This window comes from Miniphocaeibacter halophilus, from assembly GCF_016458825.1.
GTDB lineage: Bacteria > Bacillota > Clostridia > Tissierellales > Peptoniphilaceae > Miniphocaeibacter > Miniphocaeibacter halophilus.
Window position 1 is genome coordinate 2,261,543 of the sequence record NZ_CP066744.1, and the last position, 16,448, is coordinate 2,277,990.

19 protein-coding genes and 1 riboswitch are annotated in these 16,448 nt (G+C 27.4%); of the genes, 6 read left to right on the plus strand and 13 right to left on the minus strand.

The window, feature by feature from the left end:
• Positions 1–7 precede the first annotated feature (7 nt).
• The 8 genes from feoB to JFY71_RS11335 all read right to left on the minus strand — a co-directional run bounded on the left by feoB (position 8) and on the right by JFY71_RS11335 (position 6,200).
• Positions 8–2,155, minus strand: coding sequence for a ferrous iron transport protein B (feoB, locus tag JFY71_RS11300; RefSeq protein WP_243660883.1), 2,148 nt, complete (start codon positions 2,153–2,155; stop codon positions 8–10).
• Positions 2,156–2,380, minus strand: coding sequence for a FeoA family protein (locus JFY71_RS11305; RefSeq protein ID WP_420846442.1), 225 nt, complete (start codon positions 2,378–2,380; stop codon positions 2,156–2,158). It abuts the gene before it with no gap.
• 15 nt (positions 2,381–2,395) lie between these two features.
• Positions 2,396–2,614, minus strand: a complete 219-nt coding sequence (locus JFY71_RS11310) for a FeoA family protein (RefSeq protein WP_243660885.1) — start codon at positions 2,612–2,614, stop codon at positions 2,396–2,398.
• Positions 2,615–2,840: 226 nt separating this feature from the next.
• Positions 2,841–3,857, minus strand: coding sequence for a tRNA (adenosine(37)-N6)-threonylcarbamoyltransferase complex transferase subunit TsaD (gene tsaD, locus JFY71_RS11315; protein ID WP_243660886.1), 1,017 nt, complete (start codon positions 3,855–3,857; stop codon positions 2,841–2,843).
• Positions 3,817–4,302, minus strand: a complete 486-nt coding sequence (rimI, locus tag JFY71_RS11320; protein WP_243660887.1) for a ribosomal protein S18-alanine N-acetyltransferase — start codon at positions 4,300–4,302, stop codon at positions 3,817–3,819. The genes tsaD and rimI overlap by 41 nt, the downstream gene beginning before the upstream one ends.
• Positions 4,295–4,993, minus strand: a complete 699-nt coding sequence (gene tsaB, locus JFY71_RS11325) for a tRNA (adenosine(37)-N6)-threonylcarbamoyltransferase complex dimerization subunit type 1 TsaB (RefSeq protein WP_243660888.1) — start codon at positions 4,991–4,993, stop codon at positions 4,295–4,297. The genes rimI and tsaB overlap by 8 nt, the downstream gene beginning before the upstream one ends.
• A gap of 1 nt (position 4,994) precedes the next feature.
• The gene (gene tsaE, locus JFY71_RS11330) at positions 4,995–5,447 is read right to left on the minus strand and encodes a tRNA (adenosine(37)-N6)-threonylcarbamoyltransferase complex ATPase subunit type 1 TsaE (RefSeq protein WP_243660889.1); all 453 of its coding nucleotides are present in this window, start codon (positions 5,445–5,447) and stop codon (positions 4,995–4,997) included.
• A 159-nt stretch (positions 5,448–5,606) separates the two neighbouring features.
• A complete protein-coding gene (locus JFY71_RS11335; protein ID WP_243660890.1) occupies positions 5,607–6,200 on the minus strand; it encodes an ECF transporter S component in 594 nt (197 codons plus the stop codon).
• 82 nt (positions 6,201–6,282) lie between these two features.
• Positions 6,283–6,397, minus strand: a riboswitch (FMN riboswitch).
• Positions 6,398–6,532: 135 nt separating this feature from the next.
• Here JFY71_RS11335 and JFY71_RS11340 point away from each other — a divergent pair.
• Complete coding sequence (locus JFY71_RS11340) at positions 6,533–7,825, plus strand: M18 family aminopeptidase (protein ID WP_420846424.1); 1,293 nt, start codon at positions 6,533–6,535, stop codon at positions 7,823–7,825.
• Positions 7,826–7,841: 16 nt separating this feature from the next.
• Here the strand turns inward: JFY71_RS11340 and JFY71_RS11345 are convergent, their stop codons facing one another.
• From JFY71_RS11345 to JFY71_RS11355, 3 genes are all read right to left on the minus strand, one after another.
• Entirely contained in the window at positions 7,842–8,453 is a 612-nt protein-coding gene (locus JFY71_RS11345; RefSeq protein WP_243660891.1) for a response regulator, read from the minus strand.
• A complete protein-coding gene (locus JFY71_RS11350; RefSeq protein ID WP_243660892.1) occupies positions 8,450–9,511 on the minus strand; it encodes a sensor histidine kinase in 1,062 nt (353 codons plus the stop codon). Before JFY71_RS11350 ends, JFY71_RS11345 begins: the two co-directional genes overlap by 4 nt.
• A gap of 109 nt (positions 9,512–9,620) precedes the next feature.
• Complete coding sequence (locus JFY71_RS11355) at positions 9,621–10,295, minus strand: peroxiredoxin (protein WP_243660893.1); 675 nt, start codon at positions 10,293–10,295, stop codon at positions 9,621–9,623.
• Positions 10,296–10,493: 198 nt separating this feature from the next.
• On the opposite strand from JFY71_RS11355, the gene JFY71_RS11360 reads away from it, so the two are divergent.
• Genes JFY71_RS11360 through JFY71_RS11375 form a run of 4 tightly spaced genes read left to right on the plus strand, consistent with a single transcriptional unit; the run spans position 10,494 to position 14,107 of the window.
• On the plus strand, positions 10,494–11,429 hold the full coding sequence (locus JFY71_RS11360) for an ABC transporter ATP-binding protein (protein WP_243660894.1): 936 nt from the start codon (positions 10,494–10,496) through the stop codon (positions 11,427–11,429).
• Positions 11,419–12,528 carry an ABC transporter permease gene (locus tag JFY71_RS11365; RefSeq protein ID WP_243660895.1) on the plus strand — a complete coding sequence of 370 codons (1,110 nt, stop codon included), beginning with the start codon at positions 11,419–11,421 and terminating at the stop codon, positions 12,526–12,528. Before JFY71_RS11360 ends, JFY71_RS11365 begins: the two co-directional genes overlap by 11 nt.
• Positions 12,515–13,597, plus strand: a complete 1,083-nt coding sequence (locus JFY71_RS11370) for an ABC transporter permease (protein ID WP_243660896.1) — start codon at positions 12,515–12,517, stop codon at positions 13,595–13,597. Before JFY71_RS11365 ends, JFY71_RS11370 begins: the two co-directional genes overlap by 14 nt.
• Before the next feature lie 33 nt (positions 13,598–13,630).
• Positions 13,631–14,107 (plus strand): hypothetical protein, encoded by a 477-nt coding sequence (locus JFY71_RS11375; protein WP_243660897.1) that lies wholly within the window; start codon positions 13,631–13,633, stop codon positions 14,105–14,107.
• A gap of 16 nt (positions 14,108–14,123) precedes the next feature.
• On the opposite strand, the gene JFY71_RS11380 is transcribed toward JFY71_RS11375, so the two are convergent.
• Positions 14,124–14,825 carry an aspartate/glutamate racemase family protein gene (locus JFY71_RS11380; RefSeq protein ID WP_243660898.1) on the minus strand — a complete coding sequence of 234 codons (702 nt, stop codon included), beginning with the start codon at positions 14,823–14,825 and terminating at the stop codon, positions 14,124–14,126.
• Positions 14,826–14,972: 147 nt separating this feature from the next.
• On the opposite strand from JFY71_RS11380, the gene JFY71_RS11385 reads away from it, so the two are divergent.
• Complete coding sequence (locus JFY71_RS11385; RefSeq protein ID WP_243660899.1) at positions 14,973–15,464, plus strand: hypothetical protein; 492 nt, start codon at positions 14,973–14,975, stop codon at positions 15,462–15,464.
• 40 nt (positions 15,465–15,504) lie between these two features.
• Here JFY71_RS11385 and JFY71_RS11390 read toward each other — a convergent pair whose 3' ends face one another.
• Complete coding sequence (locus tag JFY71_RS11390) at positions 15,505–16,437, minus strand: M28 family peptidase (protein ID WP_243660900.1); 933 nt, start codon at positions 16,435–16,437, stop codon at positions 15,505–15,507.
• Positions 16,438–16,448 lie beyond the last annotated feature (11 nt).

The following is a 16,448-nucleotide window of genomic DNA, read 5'->3' on the forward strand; positions in this document are numbered from 1 at the left end:
TCTTAATCTAGTCTATGGACCTACTTAATTTTCTTTTATCTATTTTATTTTTATCCGGTCTAAATAACAGGAATATATATACAGCTAATATTACTAAAGCCACTCCTGTCCATATTGTAAAGTCATTACCTAATATAAGAACAGAACCAAATTGATATATCATCAATGATATTGTATAAGCAAATACCATTTGGTAAATTAAGGCAAAAGCAGTCCATTTGCCACTTTTCATTTCCTGTCTTATTGCTCCTACTGCTGCGAAACAAGGTATGTTCAATTGATTGAAAATCATAAAGCTCATAGCTGAAACTGTTGTAAAAGCTAGAGATGCAAATTGGATCATGTCCGGACTTTCAAAAGTCAAGTCAGCCCCAACGCCGGCAACTACTCCATAGGTACTTACAACCATTTCCTTTGCTATTAAACCTACCACAGATGAAACTGCTGCTAACCAGTTACCAAAACCTAAAGGTTTAAATATAGGTGCAAAGAATTTTCCAATTGCTTCTAATAGTGAATGACTTTCTGCTGAAAATTCAGCAAATTCACCAGATGTACTTATATTTTGTAAAAACCAAATTGCAATTGTAGCAACTAAAATTATTGTTCCTGCTTTTATAATAAAGGCTTTTATCCTTTGCCAAGTTACTCTTAAAACATTTCCAAGTTTAGGCATATGGTATGACGGAAGTTCCATTACAAAAGGAGCTGCCTCTCCAGCAAATCTGCTGGTTTTCTTTAAAATTATTCCACTTACTATTACTGCAGCTATACCTGCAAAATAACAAATAGGTGCAAACCACCATTTACCAACAAAAACAGATGCTGCAAATAAGGCAATTATTTCTGATTTTGCACCACAAGGCATAAAGGAAGCAACTACTATTGTCATTCTTCTGTCCTTGTCTGATTCTATTGTTCTTGTAGCCATTATTCCCGGTACTGAGCAACCTATACCAATTAAAATCGGAATAAAAGATTTACCGGATAATCCAAATTTTCTAAATATTCTATCTAAAATAAATGCAATTCTTGCCATGTATCCAATATCTTCCAAAATGGCAATGAAAAAATAAAGTACTGCAATAACTGGTAAAAATCCAAGTACCGCTCCTACACCACCAATAATACCGTTAACTATTAAACTTACTAGCCAAGCTGAAACTCCCCAACCTACTAAAAGATTTTCTGCTCCACCTTGTATAATTTCTTCAATTAGCGTTCCATTAACCCATTCACCTAAAATATCATTACCTATTTTTATAGAAATATAATATATAGCAAACATAAATACGGCAAAAATAGGAATTGCTAAAAATCTATTTGTAACTATTCTATCTATTTTATCTGATGTACTAAGGCCGGACCTTTTGTTTTTAATAATATGTTTAGTTATATTGCTTACAAAATTATATCGCCCGTCTGTTATAACACCTTCTCCATCATCATCAAATTCATCTTCAAATTTATTTAATAAACCATTTAATTTATTTTTTTCTGAATCATCTAATCCAATTTTTTCTATTATCTTTTCATCATTTTCTAAAAGTTTAACAGCAATCCATCTTATACTGTTATGATAATCTACTTTAGTAGATATGTTCTTAATATCTTCAATATATTTTTCAATAGATTCATTGAATATTTTTAAAGGTTCTACCTTGTCATCTTTAACCTTTTCGCAAGCCTCAATTAATTCATCAATTCCTGTTTTTTTCAAGGCAGAAATTTTTACAACTTTACATTTTAAATGGTCTTCTAATTCATTTGTTAATATTTTCTCACCTGTTTTATCCACTAGGTCCATCATATTAAGTGCAATTACAACAGGAATTCCCAATTCCATTAATTGGGTAGTTAAATATAAATTTCTTTCTAAATTTGTAGCATCTAAAATATTAATAATAACATCAGGATTTTCGTCTATTAAATAATCTCTAGAAACAACCTCTTCTAAAGTATATGGTGACAAAGAATATATTCCCGGTAGATCCACAATATTTATTTCCTTGTCCTTTTTATATAATCCTTCTTTTCTTTCTACCGTTACCCCTGGCCAGTTACCAACATATTGTTCACTACCGGTTAAAAGGTTAAACAAGGTTGTCTTTCCACTATTGGGGTTACCGGCTAAAGCAATTGTAAACTTGCTCATTTAATTCTCCTCTACTTCTATAATTTCTGCATCTTGTTTTCTTAATGTTAACTCATAACCTCTTAAAGTAATTTGAACCGGATCACCTAAGGGAGCAACTTTTTTTATATATAGTTCTACTCCTTTTGTAATTCCCATATCCATAATTCTACGTCTAATAGCACCGCTACCATTAATTTTTTTAACTGAATAGGTTTTTCCTACCTCTGCATTATCTAAAGTAATCAAATAAACACCCCTTTATATTATTTCAACTTTAATTCTATTTGCTAAATCTTTTCCAATAGCTACCCTACATCCTTTTATGGATATTATAAGATTTCCCATCATTTCATTCACTATTCTTAATTCAGCATCTAACACAAATCCCATATTTGCCAATTGTTTCTGTTGACTATCTTTTCCTCTAATATGGACTATTTTTAAAGGCACCCCTACAGGTGCAATTGTTAATATCATATTTATCACTAATCCTTTGTTTAATATTTATATATAAGAAAACCATTTAAATATAATGCTTTGATAATTGTTATCCATATCTATTCTATAACTATTGATAAGATTTATCAATAAAAACTCATATTTATAATAATTTTTTTATATTTTTTATAAAATCCAATTTTTTTGCTAAAAAAAATCAGGTATTAAAACCATTACTTCTACCCGACTTTTCCCTTCTTATTTTTTATTGTCCTAATTCTAAATTCGGATAAACTTTTAAACTCAATTCATCTCTTTTACCATTAATATAGTCATAATAAGCCGCACAACCAATCATAGCAGCATTATCGGTACTTAAAATTTTACTAGGATAATATACTTTTATATTGTTTTCTTCTCCCATTTTTTCTGCCATTTCTATTAATTTAGAATTTGCCGCAACTCCTCCAGAAATAACAAATTTATTCATATTTTTTTCTTTTAACAATCTATAGGATTTTTCAATTAAAACATCTAAAACGGCTTGTTGAAAACTAGCACATATATCCGGTATATTTAACTCTATATTTTTTTGCTTCTGATTATTTATATAATTTAAAACAGATGTTTTTAAACCACTAAAGCTAAAATCATAAGTTTTTTTATCTATTATTACCCTTGGAAAGTCTATTGCTTCCGGATTTCCCTTTTTGGCTTGAGCATCTATTTCAGGTCCACCTGGATAGGCTAATCCTAAAGCTCTGGCAATTTTATCAAAGGACTCTCCTGCTGCATCATCTCTTGTTCTACCAATAATTTCAAAGTCAGTGTAGCTATTTACTTGAACTAGATAAGTATGGCCACCGGAAACTATTAAGCCAATAAATGGCGGCTCTAAATCCTTATGAACTAAATAATTTGCACAAATATGACCTTCCATATGGTTTACACCTACTAAAGGAATGTCTAAAGCAAAGGAAATTGCCTTTGCTGATGAAATTCCAACTAATAATGCACCAATTAGTCCAGGACCCTTTGTACAAGCAACTAGATCAATATCTTCAAAACCAATTTTAGCTTCTTCTAAAGCTTCTTTAATAATTAAATTTATATTTTCCAAATGCATTCTGCTGGCAATTTCAGGTACAACTCCACCAAAAATCCTATGTGTAGATATTTGAGAGGATATAATATTTGACATTATTTCTCTACCATTTTTTATAACAGCTACAGAGGTTTCATCACATGACGTTTCTATAGCTAGAATTTTCAATTCTTTCAAATTTTTCTCCTATATCTAATCTCATTAATAATCCATCTTCAGAAGGGTTTGTATAATATCCATTTATTCTAGACATTTTCTTAAATCCAAACTTACTATATAAATGAATTGCTTTAAAATTATATTCCCTTACTTCTAGCGATATATATTTTATATTGTTCTCCTTACAATAATCTACTATATATTGCATAATTTTATTTCCATATCCTTGATTTTGTTCTTCTTCTATTATTCCAATATTATGAATCTGACATTCATCTAAAACAATTATCATCCCGAAATAACCTATTAAGTCATTGTTTTTTTCCACTACAAAATAATGGGCATATTCATTATTTAAGGCACTTTTAAAACTTTCATATGACCAAGGATTTTTAAAAATCTTTCTTTCTAATTCTGAAATTAAATCTATATCAGAATAAATCATCTTTCTAATTTTAAACATTTTTAATCTTCATCTCCAAGTCCCTTTGTGCTTGTGATTTTCTTATATATTCCGGTTTTAAAGTTAAATAACTTTCTTCTAAAACCCCATTCTTTTCCTTGTTAGCTAAAAAACATAAACTTCTGCCAATACAACTATTTAAAGATGCAGGTGCTATTGAAAATTTATTATTTTCCTTTATTTCCATTTCAAAGTCAGAATTAATATCGCCAACAAAAATAATTTCATCATATTTTTCATTTAATTTATTCATAAGTTCATCAAAATAAATTAAATTATCATCTTCTATATTAATTATTTCATTATTACTGTATTTATAAACACCATAATATACCCTTCCTCCTCTAGCATCTAAAATTGGAACTATTATTTTATCACTTATAATTTGAGAAGCTAGGGCCTTTAAGGTTGAAATACCTATTATGTCCTTATTGAAAATTTGAGCAAAAGTCTTTCCTACAGTCATTCCAATTCTAAGTCCTGTAAAAGAACCTGGCCCTTTCCCAACAACATATAGGTCTATATCTTCTATTTTTATATTTAAATTTTTTAATAAATCTTTAATCATAGGTACTAATGTTTCACTATGTGTTAATTCTTGATTTATATTATAATCTCCAATTATAATTCCATCTTCCATAACTGAACAGCTTGAAATCATAGTTGAAGTGTCAATACTTAATATTTTCATTTTACTTCAATCTTTCTATTAGTTCTTTTTCTTTATTATTTTTACCTTCAATAACAAATTCTCTTTCTGTTTCTCCTAGTTTGTTTATAGAAATTTCTATATAGTCTCTTGGTAAATAATTTAAGGCTCTTTCTGCCCACTCTACTATTGTTACCCCACTAGGATAATAATAATTATCTATATCTATAGTTTCCACTTCCGATTCATCTTCTAATCTGTATAAATCTAAATGATTTAGTTCTATATTACCATAGTAAGTATTAACTAGGGAAAAAGTAGGACTTGTTACATTATCCTTTATATTTAATGAATCTGCTATCATTTTTGTAAAAGTAGTTTTACCTGCTCCCATTTCTCCTTTTAAGGAAATTACATATCCTTTTTTTAAGGCTTTAGATATTTTTTTAGCAAACTCATTTGTTTCTTTTTCATTTTTTGAAATGTATTTATACATAATCCACCTCATTATACTAGTATAAAACTTATAGCTAAATCAAGCAATCCTTATATTGAATATTATTAATTAAAAAAGAATCGTATTGCTACGATTCTAAAAGTATATTTCATAATTCTTTTTTTGGCAATATTAAATTATTAAGGTTTAAACTTAATTTTAACTGCCATAACTTTTACCTAATCTAGGTAATAAAGGTTTATACAATATTCCTAAAATCATAGCGTTTAAAGCACCTTTAATTATATTAAAAGGTACAATTGAAAATAAGATAAAAGTTGGCACATTACTAACTAACGGATTAATTTTCTCCATTGAAGGCGCAAAGGTCTCCATTGGTAATCCATATAGTGGAAATATTACATAGTAGTTACTTAAGGTTGCTAATGCACTCATTAAAATAATTCCTATTGTTAGTGAAAAAATCGCATTTTTAAATGTTTTCTTTCTTTTGTATATTAATGATGCCGTAACAACTAGGGAAGATGAAACTATTAAATTCGATAATTCACCAAATCCTGCTGTTAAAGTTCCTTGTGTTAAAAATTTTAATAAAAGTTTAACAACAATTACTATAAATCCCCATAAAGGACCAAATGTAAATCCTGCAATAATTGCCGGCACCTCTGAAACATCTATTTTCATAAATGGTGGTGCAAAAGGCAAAGGAAAATCAAACAACATTAATATTGAAGCTATGGCTCCAAGTAGTGCTACTTTTATCATTATAGATAAATTATTATTTTTTCTCATTATATCCTCCTAAATATTTAGGACATAAAAAATGCCCCTTTAATACTTCCGGGCATTTGGATATACAAATTAGCATTTATTCAGCTTTCTTCTTTCATCCAGACTATACTGTCGGTATTGGAATTTCACCAATTCAACCCTTACGGCTCGCGGACTTTACCGCCGGTGAGGAATTTAACCTCGCCCTGAAGATAATTTAATTATAGCACTATACTGTATCTTCTTCAAGTCCACTAAATTATACCTGCCTTTTAACTTCTTATATTTATATTTAAATAAAAAATTTCATTAATGTTATAATAAATACGATTAAAAAATTAATGAGGTGTTATATGGAAAATATAGAAATTGTAAAAAGACTTATGAACTTTATTGATAATAGTCCATCAGTTTTTCATGTAGTGGATAATTTTGAAAAATCTCTTATGGAGAAAGGTTATACAAAACTTTCTAGAAATAAAAAATGGAACTTAAAAAGAAACGGAAAATATTTTGTTTCAAATAATAACAGTGCAATTATAGCTTTTCAAATGGGAAATAACTTAAAGGACAATTATTTTAGAATAATTGGTTCCCATAGTGATTCACCAACTTTCAGAGTTAAACCTTCTCCTGAAATATTTGAAAAAAACCATTTTGTAAAACTCAATACAGAAGTTTATGGTGGTCCTATATTAAGCACTTGGTTTGACAGACCCTTATCTTTAGCAGGTAGAGTTGTATTAAAATCAAAGGATATTTTTAGTCCAACTATAAGAAATATTAATATAGACAAAAATCTTCTTATTATACCAAACCTAGCTATTCACATGAATCGTGAAATAAACAACGGTTATAAATATAATAAGCAAAAAGATACTTTACCAATTATTGGATTAATAAACGAAGAACTCGAAAAAGAAAACTACCTTTTAAATATTATTTCAAAAGAAATAAATGAGGATATAAATAATATATTAGATTTTGATCTTTTCCTATATGATAGACAAAAGGGTGAATTTCTTGGTAATAATAAGGAATTCTTTACAATTGGAAAAATCGATAATCTTGGAATGGCCCACGCTAGTATGGAGGCCTTATTAAATTCAGAAGATTCGGAGTTTACAAAACTTGTACTGGTTTCTGATAACGAAGAAGTAGGTTCCCAAACAAAACAAGGTGCAGGCTCCCCTTTTTTAAGAGATACTTTAAAAAGAATTATTACTACAAGTGGTGGTAGTTTTGAAGATTTTGAAATTGCATTAGATAAATCATTTTTAATTTCTGCCGACCAAGCTCACTCAGTACATCCTAATTATATTGAGAAAAACGACCCTACAAATTCACCCTTAATTAACAAAGGTCCGGTTATAAAGGTGTCCGCAAGAATGAATTATACTAGTGATGGAGTTTCATCATCAATCTTTTCACAATTATGTAATAGTGTAAATATTCCAGTTCAATACTTTGTAAACCGTTCAGACATATTAGGTGGCTCAACTATTGGTCCTATTACTACTCAAAATTTAAATATAAATTCAGTAGATATCGGAAATCCTATACTTTCAATGCATTCCATAAGGGAATTAGCCGGAGTAAAAGACCAGGAATATATTTACAAGGCATTTTTAGAATTTTTCAAATAAGACAGGTTTTCCTGTCTTATTTATTGTTTAAATAGTAAATCGCCAATTGAGTTCTATCTCTTAAGTCAAGTTTTTCTAAGATTGAACTAATATAATTTCTTATAGTTCCTTCACTTAAATATAATTTATTTGAAATTTCTTTATTGTTTAAACCTTCAGCTACTTCTTTTAAAATAATCAATTCTTTTTCTGTTAATATTTTTGAAATTTCCTTCTTGTTCACACTTTCATTGTATATTGTATTTAACACATTTGATCCAAAAACCTTTTGACCTGCATTGACAGCCTTTATAGCAGGTATAATATTTTCAAAATCATCCTTTAAAATATAACCATAAGCTCCTAATGACAAGGCGTTTTTTATGTATTCATCGTCTAAAAAAGTTGTTAGAAACAATACTCTTGTAGCGATATTTTTATTATTTATATATTCTAGAATGTCTATTCCGGTTTTATCCCCCATTCTTATATCCAATAAAGCAATATCTATTATTTCCTTTTCTAAAAAACTTATAGCATCTTCATATCCATAGCCAATTCCAACTACTTCTATTTCCCTGTCCGATTCAACAATGGTCTTTAATGCATAGGTAATCATCTTATCATCGTCAATAATTATTATATTCATATTTCCTCTTTCTCTATATTAATAAAAACTCTAAATCCCTTTTCATTTGAAACTTGTAATTTTCCATTTATTGCCTCTACCCTAGTTTGAATTGAATTTAAACCAATACCATACTTAATTATTTTCTGATTTGTTCCATTATCCTTTATTAAAATATATATATTATTGGCTGTTTCCCTTAAATTAATTTCTACCAAAGTTGCATTTGAATGCTTCATAATATTATTTAAACATTCATTTACAATATATATAATTGAATATTTAAAATTTAAATCTTTATTTTCGTTAAGATTATAATTAAAGATAATATCAGAAAAAATATAATTTTGAATGATTTTTTCCAACTCATTTTTAAGGTTTATGCTATCCTCTTGTAAATTATGTAAACTTTTTCTTAACTCTTCCATGGATTCTGTTAAGGAATCCTTTAATAAGTTTAAATTATTTATTCTGCTATTATCTTCTTCTCTTACAATTAAGGCACCAACTTGTAAGATAGAACGGGAAATAATATGTCCCACACCATCATGTATATCCCTTGCAATTCTATTTCTCTCTTTGGAAATAGCAAGGGAAATTCCCTTGTCCTGTTCCTCTATTAATAATTGGTTTTCAGTTTTCAATTTAAAGTTCTTTTCATTTGATTCTATTATGAAATTCCTATATTTATTATCTAAATAGGCTATTTTCATATCTTTAAATTTAAATAAAACAGCTATAAATATATTTAAAATAATAAAGAGAGACTGTTCTTTATTAAAAACATTCCAAACGACTAAAATTGCAAAAACTAATATAAGAATATTAAATATTCTATCTCTATTTAGTAGGTTATATAACAGTATGGGGACAAAATAAAGAAACTTTATTTCTATATAAATTAATATAATAAAAATAATCATTGTTAAAAACTTGAATTTTTTATTTTTTAATAAATATGCACAAGTTAATAGGCCTAGGGAAATTAAAGGAATAATAGAATTTCCTAAGGGGAAAGTTATAAGGAAGTATATTGTTGTAATACACCAAATAAAAAAACTACTTAAATAATTGTTCATAAAATCCCACCTTGTTTTAATACTATTAATTATAGAATATATTTAAGGATTTTCATAATAAAACAAAAAAATCCTATACTTATAGTATTCATAAGTATAGGATTTAAATTTATTTATCTTTTCTAAATGTTAAGAACCAAGCAAGACTGTATTCATTGTCAGCTAAATTATCTATTCTCTCTTTAGCTTCTGCTTGTGTTGCTACAGCAGGTACTATGGCATCGTCGCCTGGACGCCAGTCAGCTGGTGTTGCTACATTGTCCTTATCGACTTTTTGTAATGCTTGAATAATTCTTTTTATTTCATCGAAATTTCTTCCAGTTGAAAGTGGATAATAAAGTATAGTTCTAACTATTCCCTTTGGATCTATAACAAATACTGCTCTTACAGCTGAAGTTTTAGATTGATTTGGTTGAATCATACCGTATTTTTTTGCTACATCCATTGTTATATCATCTATAACCGGAAAATTAACTTTTATATTTTTATAATCCTTCCATTCTAAATCTTCAATTGCATTTAACCAAGCAATATGTGATGGTGTAGAGTCAATTGATAGACCTATAAGTTTTGTATTTAGTTCAGCAAATTCTTCTTCCATTGATGCAAAAGTTATAAATTCCGTTGTACAAACCGGTGTAAAATCTGCAGGATGGGAAAATAATATAACCCAACTTCCCTCATAGTCCTGTGGGAAATTTATAGTTCCCTGTGTTGTATTTGCAGTAAATTCCGGTGCCTTGTCGCCTAATAATGGTAATTTGTTGATATTTGTGTCTTCCATAAAACCCTCCTATTTATTTATATTCTTTTCTATTTATTAATATATTTACATAATCTATATACCCTTATCTTTGTACTTATAACAAATTTGTAAAAATTACTTTAATGACAAATGTCATATAAGTAGTGATTTTATTCACTACCATGAAAGAAAAAAATAGCTTAAAGTATAGTTAACAATAAAACTTAGGAGGTTATTATGATAGAAGTTAAGAATTTATTTAAACAATATAAAGAAGTACTAGCCCTTAACAACTTTAATTTAAGTGTTGATAATGGTGATATATATGGTTTAGTCGGACCTAATGGTTCAGGAAAAACTACAGCAATTAACTGTATTCTTTCTCTCTTAAATTATGAAAAAGGTGATATTTTTATTTTTAATGAAAAAATGAATTCATCAAAAAATAATATTAAGGCAAAAATCGGTTATATTCCTCAAGATGTTTCTGTAATATATGACTTAAATGTTTATGATAATATAGATTTTTTCTGTGGTCTTTATATTAAAGATAAAAAATTAAGGAAACAGTATATAGAAGAGGCAATAGATTTTGTAGAATTAAATGATTTTAGAAGGTTTCTACCAAAAAAATTAAGTGGAGGTTTACTAAGAAGACTTAATATTGCCTGTGGAATAGCTCATAAACCGGAATTAATTATTTTTGATGAACCAACAGTAGCAGTTGACCCTCAATCTAGAAATAAAATCCTCCAAGGTATTAAAGAATTGAATTTAAAAGGTGCTACTATTATATACACTTCTCACTATATGGAAGAGGTAGAATATTTGGCAAATAAAATTTCAATAATTGATAAAGGCCATATTTTAGTTACAGGAACATCAAAAGAACTAAAATCCTTTGTTGGTTTAGGAAATTCCTTGGAAATATCAAATATTAAAATAGATAAAAACTATATGGATGAATTAAACAACATAAGAGGTGTAAGTAAAATATTAAAAAATAAAAATGATTTAAAAATAATTGTTGAAAATGCTTTGGCTATTAGTAATATAATAAATTATTTAAATAAGAACAATATAATATATGATTCCCTTAATATTAAAACTCCAACATTAAATGATGTCTTTTTAGAAATTACAGGAAGGGAGTTAAGAGATAATGGTTATTAACAATTACAAATTAAAACTAAAGGAATTATTTCAAAATAAATCTACCTTATTTTTTAGTCTAACCCTTCCAATTATATTTCTAACCCTTTTTAACTTAACAATTGCAAATATTGATAATGAGGGCCTTTTTGAAACCATTCCCATTGCAGTTGAAAACACAGCAGTAGCTAAAACTCTGGGAGATATTAAAATATCGGATAAAGAAAAAGCTTTTAAAATAATTGAAAGTTCTGACTATGAAAAAGATTTAAAGGAAGAAGAAATTACTGCCTACATTAAAGGTTCAGAAAATTTAGAAGTAGTTGTTAAGGACTATAATCTATCTTCTTCTTTAGTTTATGAAACAGTGAATATGTACAAGCATATTCATAAGATGTACGGAAAAGTGTTAGCCAAGGACATTAATATTAATCCTGAAGAAATTATGGATACCTATAACAAAGACAATAATATAAAAAACAAATTCGATTCGTCCAGTAAAAACGAATCACTTATATATTTCTTTACAATACTTGCTATGGCCTGTCTTTCTGCTTCAAACCAAGGAATTGACATTGGAGAAATTTTAAATCCAAAATCAGAAATGAGATATGTAAAAAGAATATTGGTTTCCCCTACTAATAAATTCAAATTGATTTTTTCACAATTTTTAGGAGCCCTAACCTTCTCCTTGTTTGTAACATATGTTGCTATAGGCTATTTATTAATACTAAAAGCTTCTTTAGCAGAGTATTTGCCTAAAATAATTATAACTTCAACCTTAGGAACCATATTGGGATTATTGTTTGGTGTACTTATATCCTTACTGCTTAAAACCAAACTTGCCACCAAGTATAATATAAGTGCTATTATTTATGTCTTTAGCTGTTTTTTAGCAGGGATGATGGTTAATACCACTCCTTATATAATAGAAGAAAAATTACCTATAATAAAATATATTAATCCGGCAACTGTTATTACTAAGGCCTACAAAAACATTTATTACTTTGAAAATAATAGTAGTTATTTATTAAATCTTTTTAATATATTGGCTTTAATTATAATCTTCGTAATATTAATATTATTTACCACTAGGAGAAGAAAAAATGAAAACATTTAAAAACTACTTTAAAATAATTTTCGCAAATAAATGGTCATTAATTTTATATATAGTACTTTTTACCATATTATTAAGTATTAACAATGCTTCAAATGTAGAAACATTGGACACAAATTATCATATAACAGTAATTGACAAGGCAAATAATAACAAAAGCAAAAATTTAATCGAATTTTTAGAAACAAAATATAGGGTTAGAAAAGAAAATATTTCTGATGAAAATGCCAAGGATAAATTATTTGGTAATATTACATCCTACGTGCTATTTATTGACAAGGAAAATAACCTATCCTATTTTGCTAAAGAAGATTCCGTTGCCCCTGTAGCCATAAATTTATCTATAGATGAGTATTTAAATACCAATGCTACTTTAGAAAAATATAATATTGAAAACTCCAATAAAGAAAGTATAAATATATTATCTGAAAATGCAGACTTTAAAATATTAGATAATACTAGTAGAAATAATACCGAATTTTATTACACCTATTTAGCCTATATAATAATACTATTTTCCCTGTCTATAATTTATTTAGGATATAACTCCTTTTTGCGTGATGGTGTAGAGAATAGAGTAAGAGTTTCTAAAACAAAATTTAATAAGTTCATTATTTCAATATATGCATCGTCCTTAATACTGATGTTAATTATCTGTCTAGGATTTTCTTTACTGGAACTATTTAAAAATAAGACAAGTTTGGAAAAATATCCCTTATATTTAATTAATTTAATAGCTTTTACAATACCAATGGTTGCCCTTGCATACTTAGTAAGTTCTAAGTCAAAGGACTCTTCTAGTAATGGCGCCCTTAACAATATTATTTCTTTAAGCCTATGCTTCATTACAGGAATATTTGTTCCACAGGAGCTTTTGCCACAGTATTTACTTAAACTTTCTTCAATTTTTCCTCCTTACTGGTATTTAGAGGGAATAAAGGCAAGTAATAAAATGGATTTTAGTCTACTAATTAAAGTTATTCTAGTACAAGGAGTTATGACTATTGTTCTTGTACTTATAAATGCTATTTTAAATAGGCAGAAAAAGGGAGATTTTTCCTATTCCAGATAAATAATTCCTGTTATAATACAAGTAGGTGATAACATGAAGAAAAAAATCTTAAGTTTAATATTGGTAATTGTATTATTTACTGCTGTTTCATGTACTAAAAATAACTCCAATTTAGAAGAAACTACTGAAACAAATGTAAATACTACAATGGAAACAAATAATATCAACAAATATGTAGATACAAGTGGAAAACACCCTAAGGCTGAAGATATTGAATTAGTTCTTGCAAGTGAATTTGAAAATGGACTTGGCAAGGTGGATATAAGCAATAATAGTGACTATAATATTACTAAGCTGGCTATGGATTTAAGTAATAACAAGGGAAGTCTTATTACAATAAATTGTAATAACTTAGACAAAGGCACCACTTTAAAATCCATAGAAGTAGAAGCCTCTGAAGAAATTGACTTTTCAGAATTTAGACCAATCTTTTATGAATTGGAGTTTGAAAACGAAAAAGGTGAAAAAGAAATATCGAAATATGATTATGATTTAAAGGAATACTATTAAAAGCTAGAGAAAATCTCTAGCTTTTTACTTTTCCACCTGAATATTCAATTGATTTTTCTACTAAAACTTCCATAGCATCTATATAATAATTTTCTAAGTCAATCGGCAAATCCAAACAACTAAGTTCAGTACAGGCCAATATCGATATTACATTTTCTTTAGATAGTTTTCTTAAAAGCTCATTAAATTTTTCAGATTTTAAAATCATTTTTTCCTTAACATCGTAAATACTATCTACGGAAATTTTTTCTTCCATTTCATTTAAAGAATAAACCTCTAAACCGTTTAATAAGGCATATTTATCATAAACCCTACACCCCATTGTACCATAGGTTCCTAAAACAGCTATTTTGTTAAATTTTGTATTGTTTTTAATATATTTAATAGTTTCATCTACCATGTTAATAATATTAATATTTGTCATTTTTTGTATTTCATCAAAATAAAAATGTGATGTATTACAAGGAATTGCAATATTGTCTACTTTAGCAAATTCCATTAACTTAATATCCTCATCAATTTTACTAAGAAATTCTTCCGGTTTGTTATTCTTAATTACCTCAGTTCTGTCAGGTAAAGTAGCATGGTTTGAAACTATTGTATTTATATGGTCTTGATCTTTATGAGCTTGAGTTTTTTCAACTATTCTTTTCATAAATAAAGAAGTTGCTAAAGGACCCATGCCTCCTATTATTCCAAGTTTTTTAATATCTTTCACCGACTTTCAATTTTCTAAATTATACATTAAAATTATACTTTATATTACCGTTAAAACCAAATTATACAACAGATTTAGATATATTGTAAACTTTATAGGTATTTTTTTGTGGTAAAATTATATTGTAATAAAATATTGGAGGTAAAAATGAAGAAAAAATTATTAATATTAGGTTTAATTTTATCACTAAGCTTAACAGCTTGTAATAATTCTAAAAATTCAACTAATACAACAGAAAATCAGCCTACTGTAAAACAAGAACAGGAAACTGAAGCTAATACAACAGAAACAGAAGCTATTAAAGAAACAGAAAATAATAGTGATGACGCTACTAAGGAAGAAATCTCAGTTCCTACTAATGTAACTACTAGTATTGAAAATAAAATGAATGAAGAATTTAAAAATATTGATGTTTATGCAGAAATTAAAGATTTCAATATAGATGTAGAAAATAATTCTATTAAAATAAATGCATTTGTTGAAGACGGTACTAGTGAAGGAACTGCTGAGGAATTAGCAATAAAAATGGAAGAGAAATTAGATAGCATTATATCTAAAGAAGATGATCTAATTACTAATTACAATATTAATATTGAAATTAAGGAAGATACAACAAATATTATTCTATTTTCCAAATAATTAAAAAATGAGCCTAGATATACTAGGTTCATTTTTCCTTTTAAATATTCTTTACAAAATCTAAAATCACCTCTGTAATTAAAGCAATATTTTCTTTCATAAAAACTCTATCTCTTGAATTATGAATTCCATTTAAATAATAACCTATAAGCGGAGCCTTCTTTAAGGCAGCAACAGCAAGACTATTATCATAAATCAATTGGTCAGATGGATAAATATACCTGTAAGCCGGTCCTATTACATATTTTTTACCGTATATATTGTCCTTCATTATTTTTTCTACTGAATTTGTTAAAACATTATTAAGTATGGAATTTCTAAATTCTTTTTGTCCAATAAAAAATATATTATTTCCATTAGCTACACAGTCAAAATTAATTAGCGGCTTATTTCTTATATTTCTCCTATATTTCTTTTGAAATTTACTTGAACCAATTAAGCCTACTTCCTCTTGATCAAAAAATACAAAACATACCTTATTTTTATGAGTATCCTCTAAATTTTCCATAATATTAATTAAAGTAGCAAGACCGGAAGTGTTGTCATTAACGGTGTTTTTGTTTGAAACACCAATTTGAGTATAAAGAAATGTCAGTAGAACAATTAAAACCAAAAATATATTTGGAATATTGTAATAAAAAATATTTTTAAAAATCAAATCTATTAAAATTGCAGGTAATAAGATAATAAAAAGTACATAAAGTTGGCCTATAATAAATCCTAACCAATTCATTCCCATAAACATAGGTACAAAGTAATTTACTTGAGTATCATAATGAGCAGTTAAAAAAACTTCTGCATTATTAATATCCCCTACTATTAAATTTCTACCCTTAGAACTGTATTTATCAATCTTAAAATCATAATTCATTTCTTTAATAACCGGTTTAAGCCAATTAATAAATTTCGTCTTATCTTCATAATTTTTTCTAACTTGATATTTATCTATTAGTTCTTTGATTTTTTCCGACATTCTTTCTCCCT

Bases quoted from the DNA above. Each gene is read 5' to 3' on its own strand.
- feoB (WP_243660883.1), bottom strand. From the start codon at position 2,155: ATGAGCAAGTTTACAATTGCTTTAGCCGGTAACCCCAATAGTGGAAAG.
- JFY71_RS11310 (WP_243660885.1), bottom strand. From the start codon at position 2,614: ATGATATTAACAATTGCACCTGTAGGGGTGCCTTTAAAAATAGTCCAT.
- rimI (WP_243660887.1), bottom strand. From the start codon at position 4,302: ATGTTTAAAATTAGAAAGATGATTTATTCTGATATAGATTTAATTTCA.
- tsaB (WP_243660888.1), bottom strand. From the start codon at position 4,993: ATGAAAATATTAAGTATTGACACTTCAACTATGATTTCAAGCTGTTCA.
- tsaE (WP_243660889.1), bottom strand. From the start codon at position 5,447: ATGTATAAATACATTTCAAAAAATGAAAAAGAAACAAATGAGTTTGCT.
- JFY71_RS11335 (WP_243660890.1), bottom strand. From the start codon at position 6,200: ATGAGAAAAAATAATAATTTATCTATAATGATAAAAGTAGCACTACTT.
- JFY71_RS11340 (WP_420846424.1), top strand. From the start codon at position 6,533: ATGGAAAATATAGAAATTGTAAAAAGACTTATGAACTTTATTGATAAT.
- JFY71_RS11345 (WP_243660891.1), bottom strand. From the start codon at position 8,453: ATGAATATAATAATTATTGACGATGATAAGATGATTACCTATGCATTA.
- JFY71_RS11350 (WP_243660892.1), bottom strand. From the start codon at position 9,511: ATGAACAATTATTTAAGTAGTTTTTTTATTTGGTGTATTACAACAATA.
- JFY71_RS11355 (WP_243660893.1), bottom strand. From the start codon at position 10,295: ATGGAAGACACAAATATCAACAAATTACCATTATTAGGCGACAAGGCA.
- JFY71_RS11360 (WP_243660894.1), top strand. From the start codon at position 10,494: ATGATAGAAGTTAAGAATTTATTTAAACAATATAAAGAAGTACTAGCC.
- JFY71_RS11365 (WP_243660895.1), top strand. From the start codon at position 11,419: ATGGTTATTAACAATTACAAATTAAAACTAAAGGAATTATTTCAAAAT.
- JFY71_RS11370 (WP_243660896.1), top strand. From the start codon at position 12,515: ATGAAAACATTTAAAAACTACTTTAAAATAATTTTCGCAAATAAATGG.
- JFY71_RS11375 (WP_243660897.1), top strand. From the start codon at position 13,631: ATGAAGAAAAAAATCTTAAGTTTAATATTGGTAATTGTATTATTTACT.
- JFY71_RS11385 (WP_243660899.1), top strand. From the start codon at position 14,973: ATGAAGAAAAAATTATTAATATTAGGTTTAATTTTATCACTAAGCTTA.
- JFY71_RS11390 (WP_243660900.1), bottom strand. From the start codon at position 16,437: ATGTCGGAAAAAATCAAAGAACTAATAGATAAATATCAAGTTAGAAAA.